Raw genomic sequence first — 17,274 nt, 5'->3', positions numbered from 1 at the left:
GATGGCTGAACAGTTGCTGTTATCCTTGCTGCTTTGTAGTCTTTGGTCTGGCTTACTTTGGGTTTTTAGTCAGTTTTTGCTGAATAAATTCAGCGCCTTGCAGCATTGGCCTGCTTTGTATTGGTGTTTACTGGCGTTGAGTTTTTTACCTTTATTGCCTATGCCACAGCTGTATCAGTACTGGACTGTACCTTCGGTGTTGCTGCTTGATACTGTCACCTCAGTGCAGGCATTAACAGCGCAGCCGCTGCATCCGTCGTTAACAGAGCCGCCCACAGATCCAGCTTTTTACTGGCGTCTGACTTTGGGGCTGATAGCCATCATCAGCCTGCTATCGCTGTGGCGTGTGGTGAAACAATGGCAGCAGGTACAGCGGTTGATCCAGCAATCACAGCCCTTAGACAAGGCGTTGCTGCTGAATAATACCCAACTCCAACTTGTACCAGCAGAGTTTGAAATTCGTCTGACTCAGGCCGCTATTTCGCCTTTTGTTGCCGGCTGGAGCCGCATGGTTTTAATCTTGCCTGCTTACATATCAGCGATGTCAGAACAGCAGCGTCAGTTATTGATCGAACATGAACTGGTGCATCTGCAAAGACGGGACCCACAACAGCTATTGCTGATTCGCATTCTGGTGGCTTTATGCTGGTTTAACCCTGTATTGCGGCGGATTGAACAGGCTTTTATTCGCAGTATGGAATTGGCGGTGGACAAAGCCGTGCTGCAACAGCAGCCAGACCAAGCGCTGCTGTATGGCCAAACCTTGCTCTGCAGCCTGAAACAAAGTCAGGCAGAGCAAATGCCTGCTCTGATGCCGGGTTTTATCCAAAGCAATGCCAGCCAAAGCTTTTATCAGCAACGATTACAGCAGTTATTTCAGCCCACGCCAGCGTTGTCGTACTGGCAAAAATGGCGCGCCACAACACTGTTATGCAGCACGGCTTTGCTGCTGAATGTGGGTTGTGCTCAGCTTAGCTTCAGCTCGCCGCCGCAAGAATGGCAATTACCTGTTGGCAAAGTGCCTATCAACTCTTTTTATGGTGAAAAACACCCGTTTCGCAAAAACCGTCCACACCAGGGGCTGGATTTTGGTGCCAAACGAGGCGCTACGGTCAAAGCAGCGCAAAAAGGCAAAGTGCTGATAGCTGACGCCAAAAGCCTGAACGACAGATATGGCAAAGCCGTGTTGATTGACCATGGCCATGGCTATCAAACCCTGTATGCCCATCTGGACGGTTTTTATGTCGAAGCAGGTCAGACCGTTGAGCCGGGCCAGCCTATAGGCAAAGTGGGTTCAACGGGCCGGGTGACAGGACCTCATTTACATTTTGAATTGCTGATCGACGGCAAACAGCAAGACCCAGCCCCTTTTTTAAAGTTGTAAAGGCAAGCGAATGAAATTATTGATAAAAACCACCTTATGCAGCCTGTTGCTCTGCGCGCTCTCAACCTCAGCGCAAATTCAACAAAGCGAACTGCTGCAAGGGCTGGATTTGCAGTTTAGGGTGCAGCTAAACAAAGCCAAAGTGCCAGGCGGTGCTTATGCCGTAGTGCGAGGTAACCAGATTATTGCCACTGGCAGTTATGGTGTACGTGCTATGGGCAAGCCGGAAAAAATTGATGCAGACACCGTATTTCGCCTCGCCTCAGTCTCCAAAACTTTTACCGGAGGCATTAGCGTCTTGGCCGCACAGCAGGGCAAAGTGAACTTAGATTTGCCACTGATTAACTATGTGCCTGAATTTAAATTAAAAACAGCCACTGCCACCAGGCAAATTAAAGTCGATCAGGTACTTAGCCAAAGCACAGGGTTAATGCCCCATGCTTATGAAAACCTGCTGGAAGATAAACAAACACCAGAACAAATTCTGCCAAAATTTCAACAGCTCTCGCCGGGCTGTAAACCCGGCACCTGCTACAGCTATCAGAATATTGTGTTTGCGTTGCTGGATCAGGTATTAAGCCGCGGCACAGGCCAAAGCTACGAAGAATTACTGCCAGAGCGTATTTTTAAACCTTTGCAGATGAGCACAGCTTCTGTCGGTTATGCACCCTTTTTAGCCACTGAAAACAAAGCTATGCCGCATAAAAGAGGGGGCAAAGGCTGGCGTCCGGTCAAAATTGACCCGAACTTTTATTGGGTCAATCCGGCCGCTGGCGTGAATGCCAGCGCTAATGATATGGCCAAATACCTGATAGCCATGTTGGGTCATAAGCCTGGTGTATTCAGCGCAGAAGCTTTGGCTCAGTTGCAACAGCCTATGGTGAAATTACGCGGCAAATCCCGTTGGCCGGTCTGGCAACAGTACAAACAGGTATCGAATTGGTATGGCCGCGGCTGGCGGGTGATCCAATACGATGAGCACAAACTGTTTTATCACGGTGGTGTGGTGGACGGGTTCCGGCCTTATATCGCTTATTCACCAGAGCAGGACATAGGTTTAGTACTGCTGACCAATGCGGAAGCGGATATCACAGGCGATTTAGCCAAATGGTTCTGGCAGCAGGTGTTAAGTACTTAGGTTGAACTCAGAGACTGAGACACCTATTATCAGCAATATTGCCAAAACAGGGTGCAGCTGCTGTAATGCTTTTATATTGACTCAGGCGAGACTGTTATGGAAATTCTGGATTTATCCGCTTTAGCTTTGGCTTGCAAGTCCTTGTCTGAAGCAGTGCAGGACAGCAAAAATCAGAGTTTTATTGCTGGCTTATCTGACAGCCAAAAACGTCTGGTAGTGGCTGGTGTGATCCAGAATTTTGAGTTTTGTTATGAGCTGTGCGTCAAAATGATCAAACGCCAACTGGAGCAGGACGCAGCGGCTTTAAGTGATATAGACCAGTATTCTTTTCGGGATTTGATTCGTACCGCCATGGAAAAAGGTTTGTTGGACGACCCTGAACTCTGGTTTGAATTCAGGCGGCAACGCAATATCACGTCTCACACTTATGATCAGGACAAAGCATCAGTTGTGTATCAAGCCGCTTTGAATTTTGAGGCTCAGGCTTTATCTGTACTACAGAGGTTGCAGCAACGTAATGCTTAATCTGTCGGATGATCAGTTGTCTTTGTTGCGGCACCTGCTCAGCAGCCATGTACCTGATGTTAAGGTTTGGGCTTTTGGTTCCAGAGTCAAAGGTACGGCCAAAGCATGGTCTGATTTAGACTTAGCCCTCGTAGCGAAGCAGATTTTGCCGCCACAACAACTATTTAAACTGCAGGATGCGCTGGAGGAATCCGACTTACCTTTTAAGGTCGATCTGGTGGACTGGCATGATATTTCGGCCGAGTTTCAACAGCTAATCCTGAAAAATTATCAGGTTATTCAATAAATAAGCTTAACAAGGTGAATGATGAAATTACTACAAAAGCTGTTTTTGAGCACCACACTGACACTGCTTATCTTTAGTACTTCCGCCAGCACTTTTGGTGGTACTGTCGATAAAACTAAACTGGTCGAGGTTGCTGACATTCTGGCAAAACCACAAAGTTATCTGCAGCAGCAAGTGACGGTTAAAGGCACTGTAGAAGCCGTCTGTCAGAAAAAAGGTTGCTGGATGCAATTCGCCGCTGATGCCAATCAACCGACTTTTCGTATCAAAGTGAAGGACGGCGATATGGTGTTTCCAGTCAGCGCCAAGGGCAAAACGGCTTATGCCAGTGGCAGGCTGGATCCGATTGAGATGGATTTAGAATCAACCCGTGAGTATCTGGCGCATAAAGCCGAAGAGCAAGGCGAAGCTTTTGACCCAGCCAACGTGACTGAAGCCATCACTTTGTATCAGTTGGTGCCTGTTGCAGTGGAAATTGCTGATTAAAATTGCAACGGCGACCTTGATGGTCGCCCGCACAAATTACAAGGCAGGACTTCCGGCGTCCACCACACGGCGCTGCATTTGTATCAAGGTGATCAGATAACAAATCACAGTGACTAAAGCTGCGGCCGCAATAGAATTCAGTGGTAGCCACATAAAAGCGGCAAAAAGGCCAAAAGCACGCATCAATAAATGCTGCAAACCTAAGCTGTGTTGAATAATCCAGCCGTATAAAGGCCAGTGAATAGCTAAACCCAGAGCCAGACTGTAAGGCACCAGTTTCGGCTGAACAAACAGCAGAATGATATGCAAAACCCAGAGTGAGTTGGCCATAATCACACCCGTCAGCATCAACTTGCCCAAAGCATGACCTTTCATAAAAAAGTCTTCATTGCGCCATTTGGCAAATAACAACGCCAGCGGAAAAATACAGCCAGAACCAAATAACATCACCAGCAAAGCGCTGTTAAAAGGTAAAACAAAACTCAGCCCCAGCACCACAGACCAGAATACAGTGCCCGCCAGCGGCATCGACATAGAGCGGTTTGTTCTTTGTTCAAAACTTTGCCGCAACTGACTTAAAGTGAATTCCATCACACACTCCTTTGTTTACATTCTACTAAAAGACTTATTAGTTATAATTAGATTGACACTAAAACTTACTTATTTGACATTATTAGATTGACATCTATATTAAAAATTAGATTACTACAGGCCTTTTTGGAATGGAACATTTCTATCACCTCATTGAGACAGAAGACACTATCGACATCGGTTCTGTTTATATTGATACCGAGCAAGAGCCAATCTCGTTCAGTGTGAACAAACCAATGTCATTTAAAGGTGTTCTCATGCTGTTTACCAGTGAAGGAAAGCCTGTTTATGAGCCTAACGCCTATATAATGAGCCGCCGTATTGTAGAAGGCACTAAGGATATAAAACCCACATGCTTTCATCTGTTACGTTATTACCGATTCCTGCAAGCCAATCATCTATCTTGGTATGACCAATCCAAAGAATTACAGCGCTACCCAATCTTTCTTTATCGTGCCTTTTTAAATCGTGAAATAGAAAAAGGAAACTTAAAGCGTTCTGTGGCTGTCGCTGCTATGTCAGTTGTAAGACGGTTTTACCTTTTCTGCTTTAGGCATGGCTACATTTCAACTTTGCCTTTTACGGTGACTGGCAGAACAAAGTACGGCCAAGTCCTTACCGATTGCTCTATCCGCAGTGAGTCAAGAGACACAAATTTACAACCATTAAACGACCTCGACCTAAAGCATGTTCGAGACAATTGGTACTGCAATGGTTTGTCCCTGGAGTTTCGTTTAATGATATCCGTTGCCCTTTGCTCAGGTCTGCGCTCTATTGAAATAACCGATATAAAGCCAAAACATTTCGTTATTCCAAAAGGATTTACTGGCAGGGTTCTCACTGGCATTTGGATTGGACCAGCTCATGAATGTAAGACTAAATACGATATTAACCGTCAAATATCCATGCCTATTTGGCTGATGCAACAGATGAATGAGTACCATCAGAGCGCTCGCTATCTGAAAAGAAAACAGTTGTACTTCATGAATACAGGTAACTTGGACGCTCCAGCTTTTATCAATAAAGATGGTAACATGTTCACCACGCAAAGCATCAATACGCAGTGGGCTAAGCTGAGATCAGCCATACAGGAAAACAGTAATCCGCACTTTAAGCATAAAGAGCATGACTGCAGAGCCACGTTTGGGGCTTACAAGCTTGAGTCGTTAGTAACAATTAAAGAACTGTCGATGATGCAAGCGTTAACAATGCTCAAGAACGAAATGGGGCATAAGGACTTAGATACAACAATGTTGTATCTAAAGCACTACGAGGGCAATCCTGAAAAAAATCAGGTGCCTGAACTTACCATGAGCTTGCTAGAGGATGAAACACTATCGTGACAGATACCTTTACCACTAAGAGCAAGGAAAGCGTTCGTGTATACCGCTCAACACCTACAGCTGAAATGGTTACGGATAATACACTTACGACAATTACCAAGTGGAAGTATGTTTGGAAAAATAGCAATGGTGAGATGAATGCAGTTGACTTTAAAGAATTGAAGGCATACTCCACAGATGAACATATTCGTTTGCTAATTTCTAAATTTGAGCAGTCGGGGTGGCGCGAACCTACAAAGTATGGCCAATTTAGTCATATCCGAAGTGTGTTGCGACATGCGTTTAATGCCCAAGGAAGCAAGCAAAAGGTTGAATTTTCCACTGATACTTGTACTCAGTATATCCGCGCGATTTATTTATTGATGGCTAGCACGGGTAAGGGGTTAAACGGCAAACCTGTGAAGGCAAAAACGTTAGGCTACCTTGGTTCGAACTTATCCTCCATCTGTAGCAAATTTGGCTTTGGCGCAATCCCAAGACCTGTTCGCAATCTTGCAACCTGCTCAGCCATACTAGGCTCTGATAACTACACAGCAACGCAACTACGCTCACTCGCCTTTGCTTTGCTGGCTGACCGAAAAGCCTTATTAAAACGTTATCTCGATGAGTCAATGTCGTTAACTCAAAGAAGGCTTGCGTTTGATAGACTGGTTTTTAATGCCGTGTATTTGACCATCTACTATCTAGGGGCAGGGGAAACCGAAACACTGAGCATGTTCTTGGACGATGAGTGGGTCTGTAAAAAGTCTGGTGCAGGTCGTATCAGCATCGAAGGGTTCAAAACCCGAGTAAACAGCGTTGAGCTACGCTCATTTACACCAAGAGCCTCCTGCAAGAGCTTTTTTGAATCACATCTTGCGTTCTCAAAAGCGCACTCTCTCTCGCTGGGTCTGGATAAGCATTTTCTGTTTAGAAAGGCAGATGGCTGTGTTCCATCAAATATTAACCTGCACGCTTATGCTAAAAGCTATCTGCCGAAAAACTCAAAACGGATTCAAGACCTGATTAGCCAGAATCCTGATTTTCGTCTGAGTAGTAATCTTTTAAAGTCCTCCATTAAGCAGTATGCGGAGCAGAGGTTAGGACGAAGCAATGCCGCAACTAATACTCGTAATGCACCAGGGACGTATGACAGCGCCAAGTATGGAAAAGTCTCTGTGGACGAGGCGAGAAGTCAACTGGCGCTTGGTTTAAGTGCTTTACACCATGTAGGTCAAAATCCAACTGGCGGAACGGTTGTCGCAGTGGCCAAGGCTAAATTAGCAGTAGGTGCTGTCATTTCACAGGAAGAATGGAAAGCTTTACAAGAAAGCGACCCTGAACATCGCGTTGTGAAGAACTTAAACGGTGGTTTTTGTAAGGGCGCAGAGACTCCGCAGAAACAAGAATTCCAAAAATGCGTCGAGAAAAGTAGTGTTCTTTCTGATGAGGATAAGGGTGACTTAGGGTGCGGTTTTGTTGTGAAATGCTTTATTTGCAAGAACTTTGGGGTAGTCGATGACCCACATGACATCTGGCGGCTGCTCTCATTCGAGAAACGGCTGAATGAAGCGATGCTCGCGCATAAGAATATAGAGCACTTCATCACCAACTTTGGTGAAACTAAAGCCCAGTTGAATGCACTTAAGGCTCGCTTCAATAAATCTCACTTGAGTGCGGCAATGAAGCTTTTGGAGCGAGAGTGTCACCCGCTATGGGATGAAAGCTCAATCATAGATATATTCAGAGGGTAAGCGATGTTCAATGTTAGCCACGATACCCAAAAGTTTTCACAGCACGCACTACCTCCATCAAGTGCATCGGGCGAGTTCGTCATGCCTGATGACAATACGGTAGTTAGTGTCGATAAAGTCGGCAAGCCTGTTTCCTATTTCCGTGATGATACATGGGATTTCAATGCGTTTTTTAACGTCACGAGAGAGATCAAATCAAGATATCAGATAAATTTCCATCCTGAAAAGCACCAACCTGAATTGCTGATTGAACTTAAGCAGCGCGTTTACTTTTTAATTTGGGGTGCAAAGGGCGATTTACTTCATATGGAAGGCAATACTTTCCGAAAATTAAGCTATTGTGTAGATGTAGCAAAATCAGCAAATTATGCGTTGAGGGCACTTAAAGGTACATCAGTAAGTTCTTTGGCTTTACTCCGTAATGAGCTGGTTTTGAGTCAATTATTTCATGAGCAAAAAGCGAGCCCTGAAGGAACAATATGGTCTCTGTTGAAATCCCTGAGCGCTCTCACTCATGTCAACCAGCACTTTCCAGAAAAGCGGCACTTTTGGCTTGGCATTCCCGAAGGAAAAACCTTAAAGCAATTCGCAAAGCAGTTTTCCAGCTCAAGTATTGGCCACTACCCAACTGTTATTCCCGTAATTTACGAACAATTAATGGGGCGCTTGGTGAAGGACGTTGATGAGGCTTACAGCAAGCTCAAAGACCTGCGCGACGTAAAGACTTATGCTAAAAAATATCAAATGACTGAGTGGCAAGCTTTTCATGAATTCAAAACGATAGAGGGCTCTTGCTTTTTCACATTATCGGCCTTTACAGGGATGCGCATCAGCGAGTTAACACAAATCGACTCGACCTCTTACAAAGAGGTTAACCTTGATGGCGTTACGTTATGTACACTGCGATCATGGACTCGTAAGTTAGAAAAATTGCCCCGAGAAGATGTGTGGGCTTGCGCTCCTATCTGTAAAAAGGCGCTCGCCATCTTAACCGAGTTAAATGATGACTATCGCTCCGTCAAGGGCGATATTCACAGCTCACCGCGTTTTAGCTTCGATGCTGGCAGGCATGGAGAGAACATTAGTAGCCAAACTGCCGATATTGTTCTTAATTTATGCAATATTAGGGGCGTTTTTACTAACTATTCAAAACACCTTGATATTACCTATGTACCCGATGAGATGGATGAAGTGTACCGTTTGCTTAATCCTGTTATATCTGATCGATACAGTCCTGTTAAATCACGAGCAGATGGCTCGTTTTATTGGCATTTTTCAGCGCATTCATTGAGACGCACCTTCGCTCACTTTGTGGTAGGAAATGGATTGGTAACGCTCGCTGCGTTGAAGCATCAGTTTAAGCATATCAGCCTCGCCATGACTGCGATTTATTCCAGTCATGCTGAGGTGTTGACGCTATTAGGGATAGTGAATCCAGCTAATGTGAAAAAATTAGTGGAAGATGCTGAAATGGAAAGCCACAAAACGTATTTGCGAGATATGTTCGACCATCCAGAAGCGCAATCTGGTGGGTTTATGAAGGCGTTCGAGGGCAACCCAAAGGTATTAACCGACAGACAATTCGAACAGCTTGTCAAGGAAACCAAAGGGGCAAATAAATCAACGGGCTTTGGCCGATGCTTTGCTGGCTTTAAGTGCAGTATGAATCATTTATTTGAGCCTTCCAGTTGCGTAGGGCGAGATTGTGAAAACCTCAATATCAACCATGACGAAGCCCTTCGTTGGCAAGAAAGGCACAAGCGTATCGGTCATAAAATTCAGCAAATGAAAGAGATGGGGTTTTATAACCAAAACACTCTAGCTAGAGAGCTTACAGACATCCGATCTGCGGAGAAGGTCATGCGTGACCATAACATAGCATTTGAACGGTTCAACTTGGGAGCATTGTAATGACAGATGTGAGAACCAAGCTGCTTAACGCCTTCGAAGAACTTAAAAGAGAAGGTAAAAAAATCAGTCCGTTTGCAGTTGAAAAAAGAGCTGGTGTGGGCAATGGGTCGTGTAAAAATCACCCAGCCATACTCGAAATGGTGATGTTAGAGAAAGAGCGATACCACCCCAACCCTGAGCTAGCAAAGAAGTCTGCGGCACGTACAGATAAAAAACAGGTAGAGAGGAATAAATACGACGAACTTATAGACCGTAATAAGCGCTTGCAGGACGAAAATGAACAACTGAAAAAGGAGTTGTCTGTTATGGCAACATCAGTGGCACAGCTAACATGGGAGCTGCATCGCCATAAAACAGCAACACGAATACAGCCATCTAACGTGGTGCAGTTCTCCGAATAAAATGGTTTGAATAGTGCAATTCAAATAAACCACCGACACAAGTAGGCTCTCAAGTAAATGTGGAAAGTGTTATCTGATAAGCCATAGCTGCAAAACACCCCCTAATTTACCACTAAGATCACTGGCTATTTACCGCCAGTTGCTTTTTCACATAACCACCAGTTTCAGCAATGATCCAATGAATTGACCGTCAGCTATGAGCGAAAAGCAGCTATTCAGATCAGGCCGCTCGTGAAAAACGAATCTCTGCTTTGCCTTAATTACAGACGTTCGATTTAGCAGGAACCTAGAAATACAAAGATAAGAGGCGCTTCTTCGAAATCCATGTCTATGCTATTACTTTCTTAAATCCGGCGCACACTTTATAGCCGAAGCCTCTGTGACCATATTTTTGTCTTGGTGGGGTATCTTCACTTTTTAGTCCTCTCACTTTACCGAGCCATTCAGACCACATTAATGAATACGAGACGTATTGACTGAGATCAGTAAAAAAATGAACTAAAAAGTCTAGAGCCTGTTGATCTTTGTATATATTTTGCACACATTCTCATCGGCATGTCTGATGACTATTTTTTGGTGGCCTAAGATAAAGTACCCTTTGTAACGGTAGTCATTTTGAAAAAGGTCGAAAATCCTACCTTGGTATATATTACAGTTATAACGGTAGTCATTTTAAAGTGTCCAAATCTCGTCATCCGTGGATGACCAATTTTTTGTTTTTGGGGTGTTTGGGAGCGTATAAAAAAGCGAATAACAGTGTTTTTCTCTTTTTAGAGCCAAGCACTGTTGAGGCTCCCACAATCTTTTCCTCAGCAATGCATTGGCAACCACATCATCACAAAGGCTAACGCAACATTGCTGGCATAGTTTCTAGCCAATTTGTCGTAGCGTGTAGCTATACCTCTGAATCTCTTGATTTTTAAAAAAGCGTTCTCAACCAAGTGGCGATACTTATAGAGGCACCAATCCATATGAACATTCCCTATTTTACTGTTCTCTCTTCTGGGAATATTCGCAACGCCGCCATTTGTCTTAATAAAGGTTCTTAGTTGATTACTGTCATAGCCTTTATCAGCAGTAACGTAGTATGACTTTGGTGCCTCAGATATCAGGCTTTGAGCATGAATTATGTCATTTACCTGTCCACCTGATATTTCAAAATAAACAGGAAGTCCACCGCTATCTACTGCGAGATGGATTTTTGTAGAACTGCCTCCGCGACTTTTTCCTATCGCTTCATCTGAACGACTGGCTGCCCCGCTACTGTCTTGATGCGCTTTTACAATGCTCCCATCAATAAACAACCATTCAGGGTCATTATCGGAAGATATGCGTTGAAACAGTTCTCTTAACACCCCTTTTTTTGACCAAAGATTAAATCGCCGAAATACAGAGTTCCAACGACCAAATTTTTCAGGTAAATCGCGCCATTGAATACCGGTTCGCATTCGATAAAGTATGCCTTCTAACGTATCTCGGTGTTCATATTTATTGTAAACACGTCCTGTTTCTTTAAGGATTTGCTTTAGGGTTTCCCAAGCTTTATCTGTTAACATTGTTCGTGGCATAGCAACGTCCGTTCTCGGTGGTATTTTTGATTTTTGGCGAAACCATTATACCTTGTTGCTATGCCGCTTGTTTTTTGCTCAAAGATCAACAGCCTCTAGAATGCTAAACTTGTCAACTGAAAATGTTTTATCTGCTGATGGACTGCTTCTAAATGAAAGAGCGTATTATTGACGCTGCGATAAATCTGATTGAGACCGGAGACCCTTTGCATTTCTCGGTGGCTAAGGTCGCCAAAGCATTGGGGATATCACAGGGTAATGTCACTTATTACTATCCAAAACGTGAGGATTTGGTGGAGTCAGTCGTTGAACGACTGATCCTTAGATACACATCTACTTCAAACTTCGACTTTGAATCGGGAAAAAACAAAGGAGAGCTGATCTCGAAAAAATTCCTGAGATTTCTGCTAGAGGACGCTCGAAGCCCTAAACTCGTTAAAATCATGATTTTTATATGGAGCAATGCATTAGGAAACACGAATATAGCAATGCACCTCGCACAGCTCTATAAAATGCCTGTAGAGGTGCATCTTCGGCTCTCAGGCAACGAAGGAACTGAAAAGCAATCTCAAACTATTTATGCCTTGTTGACAATCACGAGCATAATTAACGGCCTCGTTCCAATAATGGGCATCGCGAATTCACCTTTTAATTACGAGGAATATTCAGTCTACTTAGAGTCACTCATTAGTAAACTGCTTTTCTGACACACTGATTTCACTTTTAAAGTACATAAAAAACAACAAATTACCTCTACATGAAACAGTATTTGTAAATCTTCATTTTTGGCTTAAAAATACTCAAATTTAATTAGCAGCACCTACCTAATCAATATTAGACTATGGTTATTCAGCGCAGTGTCATACAAGGAGTATCTATGCGAAATAACCAGCCTATCACCAGAAACGAAAGAACCTTTCCTATTTCGACGAAATTAATTTCTGTGACTGACACAAAAGGCACTATTGTGGAATGCAATGATGCGTTTGTTGAGGTCAGCGGTTATGAAAAAAATGAGCTGATTGGTAAACCACATAATCTTGTCCGGCACCCAGAAATGCCAGCGGCGGCATTTGAAGTGATGTGGACTCACCTCAAAGCCGGAAAACCATGGATGGGCTTGGTCAAGAATCGTTGTAAAAATGGTGATTATTATTGGGTAGATGCTTATGTCACACCGGTCACTGAAAAAGGCAGGGTTGTAGGTTATGAATCGGTACGCTCTTGCCCTAAGCGCGAAGACGTTGTCAGAGCAGAAGCGCTTTATGCAAAGATTAATGCCGGAAAACCATTAGCCAAAGCTCCTTTGATATCGAAAACGAACTGGGTACTTATCAGTGCACTGGTGCTGTGCTTGATTCTATTTTTAGTGGGCTTTCAAACGTTATCTGAATTACTACTTGTGCCTTCTGTTTTAATTTATGCCGTGTTGGTATCGCTAAAAAATCAACGCACGCTCCAATCGCTAAATGAAATGTTGGCAAGTAGCTTTTCACATGAACTAGCAGCACAAACATATACAGACTCTCTTGGCACACTGGGCATGCTAAAAGTTGCAATGTTAAGCCAGGCTGCACATCTAGGAACAATAATTACCCGTATCGAAAATGCGGCGCTTAATGTGGCAAAAGAGTCAGAACAAGGCTATCAACTCACGCTGAAAACCTGCAGCGAGATAGAAAGGCAACAAGCAGAAACATTTCAAGTAGCAACAGCGATGAATGAAATGACCACGACCATAGCGGAGGTATCTAAGCATGTGTCTGACACTGCCAGTCACGCAGATATTGCCAATGATTTGGCTGTCAAAGGCAATGAAGTGGCCGAAGTCACGCGCCAATCCATTCAAAAGCTCAGAGATACGGTATCGGATATCAGTACATCAGTAGCGGAAGTATCAGAGCAAACCAGTCTAATTGCCCAAGCGGCTCAAATCATCGAACAAATTGCAGATCAAACCAACTTACTAGCGCTTAATGCAGCCATAGAGGCCGCAAGAGCTGGTGAGCAAGGCCGAGGGTTTGCCGTAGTCGCCGATGAAGTACGTAACCTTGCTAAACGAACTCAGGAATCCACTCGTGAAATCTACTCTATTGTACAGCAACTAACGTCTAAGGCTCAAAATGCAGTAGATACTGCAAACTTAGGTACGCAAGCAGCAGATGAAGGCCTGTTAAAGGTGTTAGAGAGTGGCAAGATGCTTAATGGTATCTCGGACGCAGTAGAACAAATAGCACACATGTCGACCCAAATGGCTGCCGCAGTGGAGGAGCAGGCTCATGTGGCTGATGATATTAATAGACAAGTGGTGAACATCTCTGATTTAGCAAGCACAAGCTCAGACAGTGCCAATCATACTTCTGACTCTATTACTTTGCTAAAAACCACAGCGGATGAATTGCACGAACTGGTGGTGCGTTTTAAACGCTAGCAGCTTAGCAAAACCAAAAAATCATTTAATCGGAGCATTCGAGATAGAGGTCATTTGATGAGATCGGGGCTGTTCAGCAGTGTGCCATTGCCACTTTTTTTGCTAGTGACCTTAAGCCTTGCGCTTGTATCAGTCTCTGCTTGGCCCGACCATTTTGGCCGTTTAGATACTGATCATTTATGGCTGACTCATCTGACATTGGAGCTTGCCTCCATTTTTGTGTCGGTCTCAATTGTCGCCATCTTGTTTCAACGGGTGGACGAAACCAAAAGTCGCTTTACCAATACTATTGTCTTTAGTTTCACAACGATTGCATTGCTTGATTACATCCATTCGCTGTCATACCAAGGTATGCCGATATTCATAACAGAAAGCTCCACCGAAAAAGCGATTTTTTTCTGGCTGTCATCAAGGACACTAGAATTAATGGCAATGGTAGCAATCTCCTTTCACTTCAAGCTGCATGGTCATAAATTAATATGGCTATCGGCTGCAATGCTACTTGCCGCTGTTATCTGCTACGTAGGGCTTTATCACTTAGATAGTTTTCCAGCCACTTTTATACCAGGAACTGGAGTTACTCAGTTTAAGACAAACTTTGAATATGTCCTTTTTATTGGCAATTCAGTGTTGGCATTAATTTTTCTTCAGCAATACAAGCATAGTCATCGTGGGCAGTATTTATATTTCGCTGGCTCATGTTACGCAATGGCGCTTTGCGCATTAACACTCACAAACTATGCTACCCCATCAGACTACAGTCTTCTTATCGGGCACTTATTTAAAATACTTTCAGCTGTATTCATTTACAGAGCAATTTACTGGACTGAGCTCAAGCGTCCCTATCAGTTAGCAAGATTGGCCGAAGCAAAAATCCATAAAAAAGATGCAGAACTGAATGCTATTTTATCCAATATTCCTTTGGGGATTATGCGGTTTGATAGTTCATTCAACTATCTATATATCAATCCATATATGCAGAGTATGTCACACATCTTTGATACACCTCAAATAGGGCGAAACATTCGAGATTCGTTACCTAAAGAAGTGTTAGAGCTGATGCTGACACACCTTGAGCAAACGCTATCAGGCCATAAAGTTGAGTTTCAATTCGAATACACCTACTCAAATGGCACCACAGTCCACCGCCAAGTGATTATGGTGCCCGAAAAAAATACTGAAGATAAAATAGAAACTTTACTTTGCTTAGTTGTTGATACAACAGAGAAGGAAACTGCTGAACGAATAAAATTGGCAGCGTTGCAGGAAACTGAAAAACTCCGTAAAGCACTGGATGAACATGCCATTGTTGCGTTTACCGATGCTAAAGGCGTTATTACGTCAGTTAATAGTAAGTTTTGTGAGATTTCTCAATATTCAAGAGATGAACTGGTTGGTAATACGCACCAGTTAATTAACTCAAAAGTGCATCCTCCGTGCTTTTTTAAGCAAATGTGGAAAACTATAGCCACAGGAAAAATTTGGCATGGCGAAATATGCAATAAAGCAAAAGACGGTTCATTGTATTGGGTGAACACGACTATAGTCCCGTATGTAGATAAAAACGGGAAGCCAACTCACTATATCGCGATCAGAGCTGATATCACGGAACGTAAATTTGCCGAGCAGGAAGCGCAACGACTCGCGTATTACGACGAGTTGACTTCGTTACCAAACAGGCGCTTATTAAAAGAAAAACTGGAGAAAATATTTAGTAATGCTAGTAGCCTTACTCCTGCTATAAATGCATTACTGCTCATCGACCTTGATAACTTCAAAGATATAAATGATTCGTTAGGTCATACTGCCGGTGACGAGTTGTTAAAACAGGTTGGTTCACGACTGCAACAACAAACAGGATTAACTCAGACAGCAGCGAGGCTAGGTGGTGATGAATTTGTTCTTTTAATGACTGGTGTTGAACAGACTAAATCAAACGCCTCAATCAAAGTAGCAGCACAAGCAGAACAAATTCGAGCTGCGTTATCTGAACCTTATCTTCTCGATGGTCAAAGCCTGAATATTACCCCAAGTATAGGTGTCGCCTTATTCGATTGCTCTGAACATGACGCTTCTGAATTTTTAAAACAAGCTGATATTGCTATGTATCAGTCAAAAGCTCACGGTAAAAATCAGGTCAGTTTCTTCGACCCTGAATTACAAGCTGAACTAAACAAACGCAATGAAATGCTTCGAGAACTGAGCCTTGCAACTCATCAACACGAGTTTATGCTCTTCTATCAGCCTATTTATAACAAGAATAAAACCACTGTAGGTAGTGAGGCATTAATCCGTTGGAACAGTAAGACATTAGGAATGGTATCTCCTGCACAGTTTATACCTTTGGCTGAACAATCCAATCTCATTTTAGATATTGGAAATTGGGTATTGCACACTGCATGTAAGCAGCTTTTTAGGTGGTCGCTAGATGAATGCCGCTCAGCCTGGACTGTCGCAGTCAACGTAAGCGCAAGACAATTGCAACAGCCAAACTTCGTTGAAACAGTAAAAATGACGTTGAAAGAACATGGGGCTAATCCATACCGATTAAAGCTGGAAATAACGGAAAGTATGTTGCAGGTGAATGTAGATGAAACCATTAAAGCCATGAAAGAACTGCGTACACTAGGAATTCGCTTCTCACTTGATGATTTTGGTACTGGTTATTCATCACTCAACTATCTGACTAAACTGCCTATAGATACGCTGAAAATTGACCGCTCATTTGTTGAGAACATGATCAACTCTCAGGAAGATGCTGCAGTAGTCGCTACGATATTATCACTGGCTTCAACTTTGAAGTTAGAAGTCGTCGCTGAAGGTGTTGAAACAGAGGAGCAACTGGAATTCTTAATTAAATCTGGTTGCCAGTCATTTCAGGGCTATTTACTTGGCAGACCGATGCCAGCAGACCAGTTGCGGAATGGATGCTAGTTAAAAAAGCAAGTTAACGCATAATTCTATAGAAACGCACCTTTTTAAGGACGGCACGTTAACATTGATTAACGTATATAATTAGATTCAGTCTAAAAACCGGTGATATCTTAAAAGGTACGATGAATAGTCCTCGCATTGTTAACTTTTATTGGTAATGCGCTGTTGCCTCTAAGTATTCGAGAGGTACATCTAATGTCCTGAAATCTCCGCTTTCAGTGAAAAGCGCCGATTTAATCGAATCTCAGTGAATTTCCGCTTTTGGCACAAAGCCGAGATTCGACGAAGTGGTACTTTCCATCAAAGTGGTGGTGCGATTAATTTACAGCATGTGGTACGGACAGATTGCAATAAGGTGGTAAATTAAATGCAATTAATCACAAAGCCAGCACTTGCGCCTCGCCAATAACCTCAATATCTACAAAAATAGAGCAAACGTTCACCAACAACGATGACTTTCGTGTAAAGAACGCTGGCAATACTACCTTATACGGTTTTTTCTGCTAGGTATCAGCCGTATTACTACCTTATATGGTTTTATTG

Annotated in this window: 14 protein-coding genes; 12 read left to right on the top strand and 2 right to left on the bottom strand. The window is 43.3% G+C overall.

Features of this window, described 5'->3' with window-relative positions; genetic code table 11:
• Position 1 precedes the first annotated feature (1 nt).
• From IEW88_RS04670 to IEW88_RS04650, 5 genes are all read left to right on the top strand, one after another.
• Positions 2 to 1,384, top strand: coding sequence for a M23/M56 family metallopeptidase (locus tag IEW88_RS04670; protein ID WP_147903245.1), 1,383 nt, complete (start codon positions 2 to 4; stop codon positions 1,382 to 1,384).
• Between the two features lie 10 nt (positions 1,385 to 1,394).
• A complete protein-coding gene (locus IEW88_RS04665) occupies positions 1,395 to 2,522 on the top strand; it encodes a serine hydrolase domain-containing protein (protein ID WP_147903244.1) in 1,128 nt (375 codons plus the stop codon).
• Between the two features lie 96 nt (positions 2,523 to 2,618).
• On the top strand, positions 2,619 to 3,047 hold the full coding sequence (locus IEW88_RS04660) for a nucleotidyltransferase substrate binding protein (protein ID WP_147903243.1): 429 nt from the start codon (positions 2,619 to 2,621) through the stop codon (positions 3,045 to 3,047).
• A complete protein-coding gene (locus IEW88_RS04655; RefSeq protein ID WP_147903242.1) occupies positions 3,040 to 3,333 on the top strand; it encodes a nucleotidyltransferase family protein in 294 nt (97 codons plus the stop codon). The genes IEW88_RS04660 and IEW88_RS04655 overlap by 8 nt, the downstream gene beginning before the upstream one ends.
• Before the next feature lie 21 nt (positions 3,334 to 3,354).
• A complete protein-coding gene (locus IEW88_RS04650) occupies positions 3,355 to 3,819 on the top strand; it encodes a DUF4920 domain-containing protein (protein WP_147903241.1) in 465 nt (154 codons plus the stop codon).
• Positions 3,820 to 3,855: 36 nt separating this feature from the next.
• On the opposite strand, the gene IEW88_RS04645 is transcribed toward IEW88_RS04650, so the two are convergent.
• The gene (locus IEW88_RS04645) at positions 3,856 to 4,410 is read right to left on the bottom strand and encodes a DUF7010 family protein (RefSeq protein WP_147903240.1); all 555 of its coding nucleotides are present in this window, start codon (positions 4,408 to 4,410) and stop codon (positions 3,856 to 3,858) included.
• Between the two features lie 131 nt (positions 4,411 to 4,541).
• On the opposite strand from IEW88_RS04645, the gene IEW88_RS04640 reads away from it, so the two are divergent.
• Genes IEW88_RS04640 through IEW88_RS04625 form a run of 4 tightly spaced genes read left to right on the top strand, consistent with a single transcriptional unit; the run spans position 4,542 to position 9,798 of the window.
• Entirely contained in the window at positions 4,542 to 5,753 is a 1,212-nt protein-coding gene (locus IEW88_RS04640) for a site-specific integrase (protein ID WP_147903239.1), read from the top strand.
• Positions 5,750 to 7,486: a hypothetical protein gene (locus tag IEW88_RS04635; RefSeq protein ID WP_147903238.1), complete on the top strand. Its 1,737-nt coding sequence runs from the start codon at positions 5,750 to 5,752 to the stop codon at positions 7,484 to 7,486. Before IEW88_RS04640 ends, IEW88_RS04635 begins: the two co-directional genes overlap by 4 nt.
• 3 nt (positions 7,487 to 7,489) lie before the next feature.
• Positions 7,490 to 9,397, top strand: coding sequence for a site-specific integrase (locus IEW88_RS04630; protein ID WP_147903237.1), 1,908 nt, complete (start codon positions 7,490 to 7,492; stop codon positions 9,395 to 9,397).
• Positions 9,397 to 9,798 (top strand): hypothetical protein, encoded by a 402-nt coding sequence (locus tag IEW88_RS04625; protein ID WP_147903236.1) that lies wholly within the window; start codon positions 9,397 to 9,399, stop codon positions 9,796 to 9,798. The genes IEW88_RS04630 and IEW88_RS04625 overlap by 1 nt, the downstream gene beginning before the upstream one ends.
• An 809-nt stretch (positions 9,799 to 10,607) precedes the next feature.
• Here the strand turns inward: IEW88_RS04625 and IEW88_RS04620 are convergent.
• Complete coding sequence (locus tag IEW88_RS04620) at positions 10,608 to 11,366, bottom strand: IS5 family transposase (protein WP_140906638.1); 759 nt, start codon at positions 11,364 to 11,366, stop codon at positions 10,608 to 10,610.
• 152 nt (positions 11,367 to 11,518) lie between these two features.
• Here IEW88_RS04620 and IEW88_RS04615 point away from each other — a divergent pair, with 152 nt between their 5' ends.
• From IEW88_RS04615 to IEW88_RS04605, 3 genes are all read left to right on the top strand, one after another.
• Positions 11,519 to 12,073 carry a TetR/AcrR family transcriptional regulator gene (locus tag IEW88_RS04615; protein ID WP_147903235.1) on the top strand — a complete coding sequence of 185 codons (555 nt, stop codon included), beginning with the start codon at positions 11,519 to 11,521 and terminating at the stop codon, positions 12,071 to 12,073.
• A gap of 170 nt (positions 12,074 to 12,243) precedes the next feature.
• The gene (locus IEW88_RS04610) at positions 12,244 to 13,797 is read left to right on the top strand and encodes a methyl-accepting chemotaxis protein (RefSeq protein WP_147903234.1); all 1,554 of its coding nucleotides are present in this window, start codon (positions 12,244 to 12,246) and stop codon (positions 13,795 to 13,797) included.
• 57 nt (positions 13,798 to 13,854) lie between these two features.
• Positions 13,855 to 16,731, top strand: coding sequence for a bifunctional diguanylate cyclase/phosphodiesterase (locus IEW88_RS04605; protein ID WP_147903233.1), 2,877 nt, complete (start codon positions 13,855 to 13,857; stop codon positions 16,729 to 16,731).
• The last annotated feature ends 543 nt before the right edge of the window (positions 16,732 to 17,274 follow it).

Origin of the sequence: Rheinheimera tangshanensis, assembly GCF_014645135.1 — a bacterium.
Classification (GTDB): domain Bacteria; phylum Pseudomonadota; class Gammaproteobacteria; order Enterobacterales; family Alteromonadaceae; genus Pararheinheimera; species Pararheinheimera tangshanensis.
The sequence above is the reverse complement of the archived record's forward strand: the minus strand, read 5'-3'. Positions and strand labels throughout refer to the sequence as shown.

Coding starts and splice junctions, on each gene's coding strand:
- IEW88_RS04605 (WP_147903233.1), top strand. CDS start 13,855: ATGAGATCGGGGCTGTTCAGCAGTGTGCCATTGCCACTTTTTTTGCTA.
- IEW88_RS04665 (WP_147903244.1), top strand. CDS start 1,395: ATGAAATTATTGATAAAAACCACCTTATGCAGCCTGTTGCTCTGCGCG.
- IEW88_RS04615 (WP_147903235.1), top strand. CDS start 11,519: ATGAAAGAGCGTATTATTGACGCTGCGATAAATCTGATTGAGACCGGA.
- IEW88_RS04640 (WP_147903239.1), top strand. CDS start 4,542: ATGGAACATTTCTATCACCTCATTGAGACAGAAGACACTATCGACATC.
- IEW88_RS04630 (WP_147903237.1), top strand. CDS start 7,490: ATGTTCAATGTTAGCCACGATACCCAAAAGTTTTCACAGCACGCACTA.
- IEW88_RS04625 (WP_147903236.1), top strand. CDS start 9,397: ATGACAGATGTGAGAACCAAGCTGCTTAACGCCTTCGAAGAACTTAAA.
- IEW88_RS04650 (WP_147903241.1), top strand. CDS start 3,355: ATGAAATTACTACAAAAGCTGTTTTTGAGCACCACACTGACACTGCTT.
- IEW88_RS04620 (WP_140906638.1), bottom strand. CDS start 11,366: ATGCCACGAACAATGTTAACAGATAAAGCTTGGGAAACCCTAAAGCAA.
- IEW88_RS04670 (WP_147903245.1), top strand. CDS start 2: ATGGCTGAACAGTTGCTGTTATCCTTGCTGCTTTGTAGTCTTTGGTCT.
- IEW88_RS04645 (WP_147903240.1), bottom strand. CDS start 4,410: ATGGAATTCACTTTAAGTCAGTTGCGGCAAAGTTTTGAACAAAGAACA.
- IEW88_RS04655 (WP_147903242.1), top strand. CDS start 3,040: ATGCTTAATCTGTCGGATGATCAGTTGTCTTTGTTGCGGCACCTGCTC.
- IEW88_RS04610 (WP_147903234.1), top strand. CDS start 12,244: ATGCGAAATAACCAGCCTATCACCAGAAACGAAAGAACCTTTCCTATT.
- IEW88_RS04660 (WP_147903243.1), top strand. CDS start 2,619: ATGGAAATTCTGGATTTATCCGCTTTAGCTTTGGCTTGCAAGTCCTTG.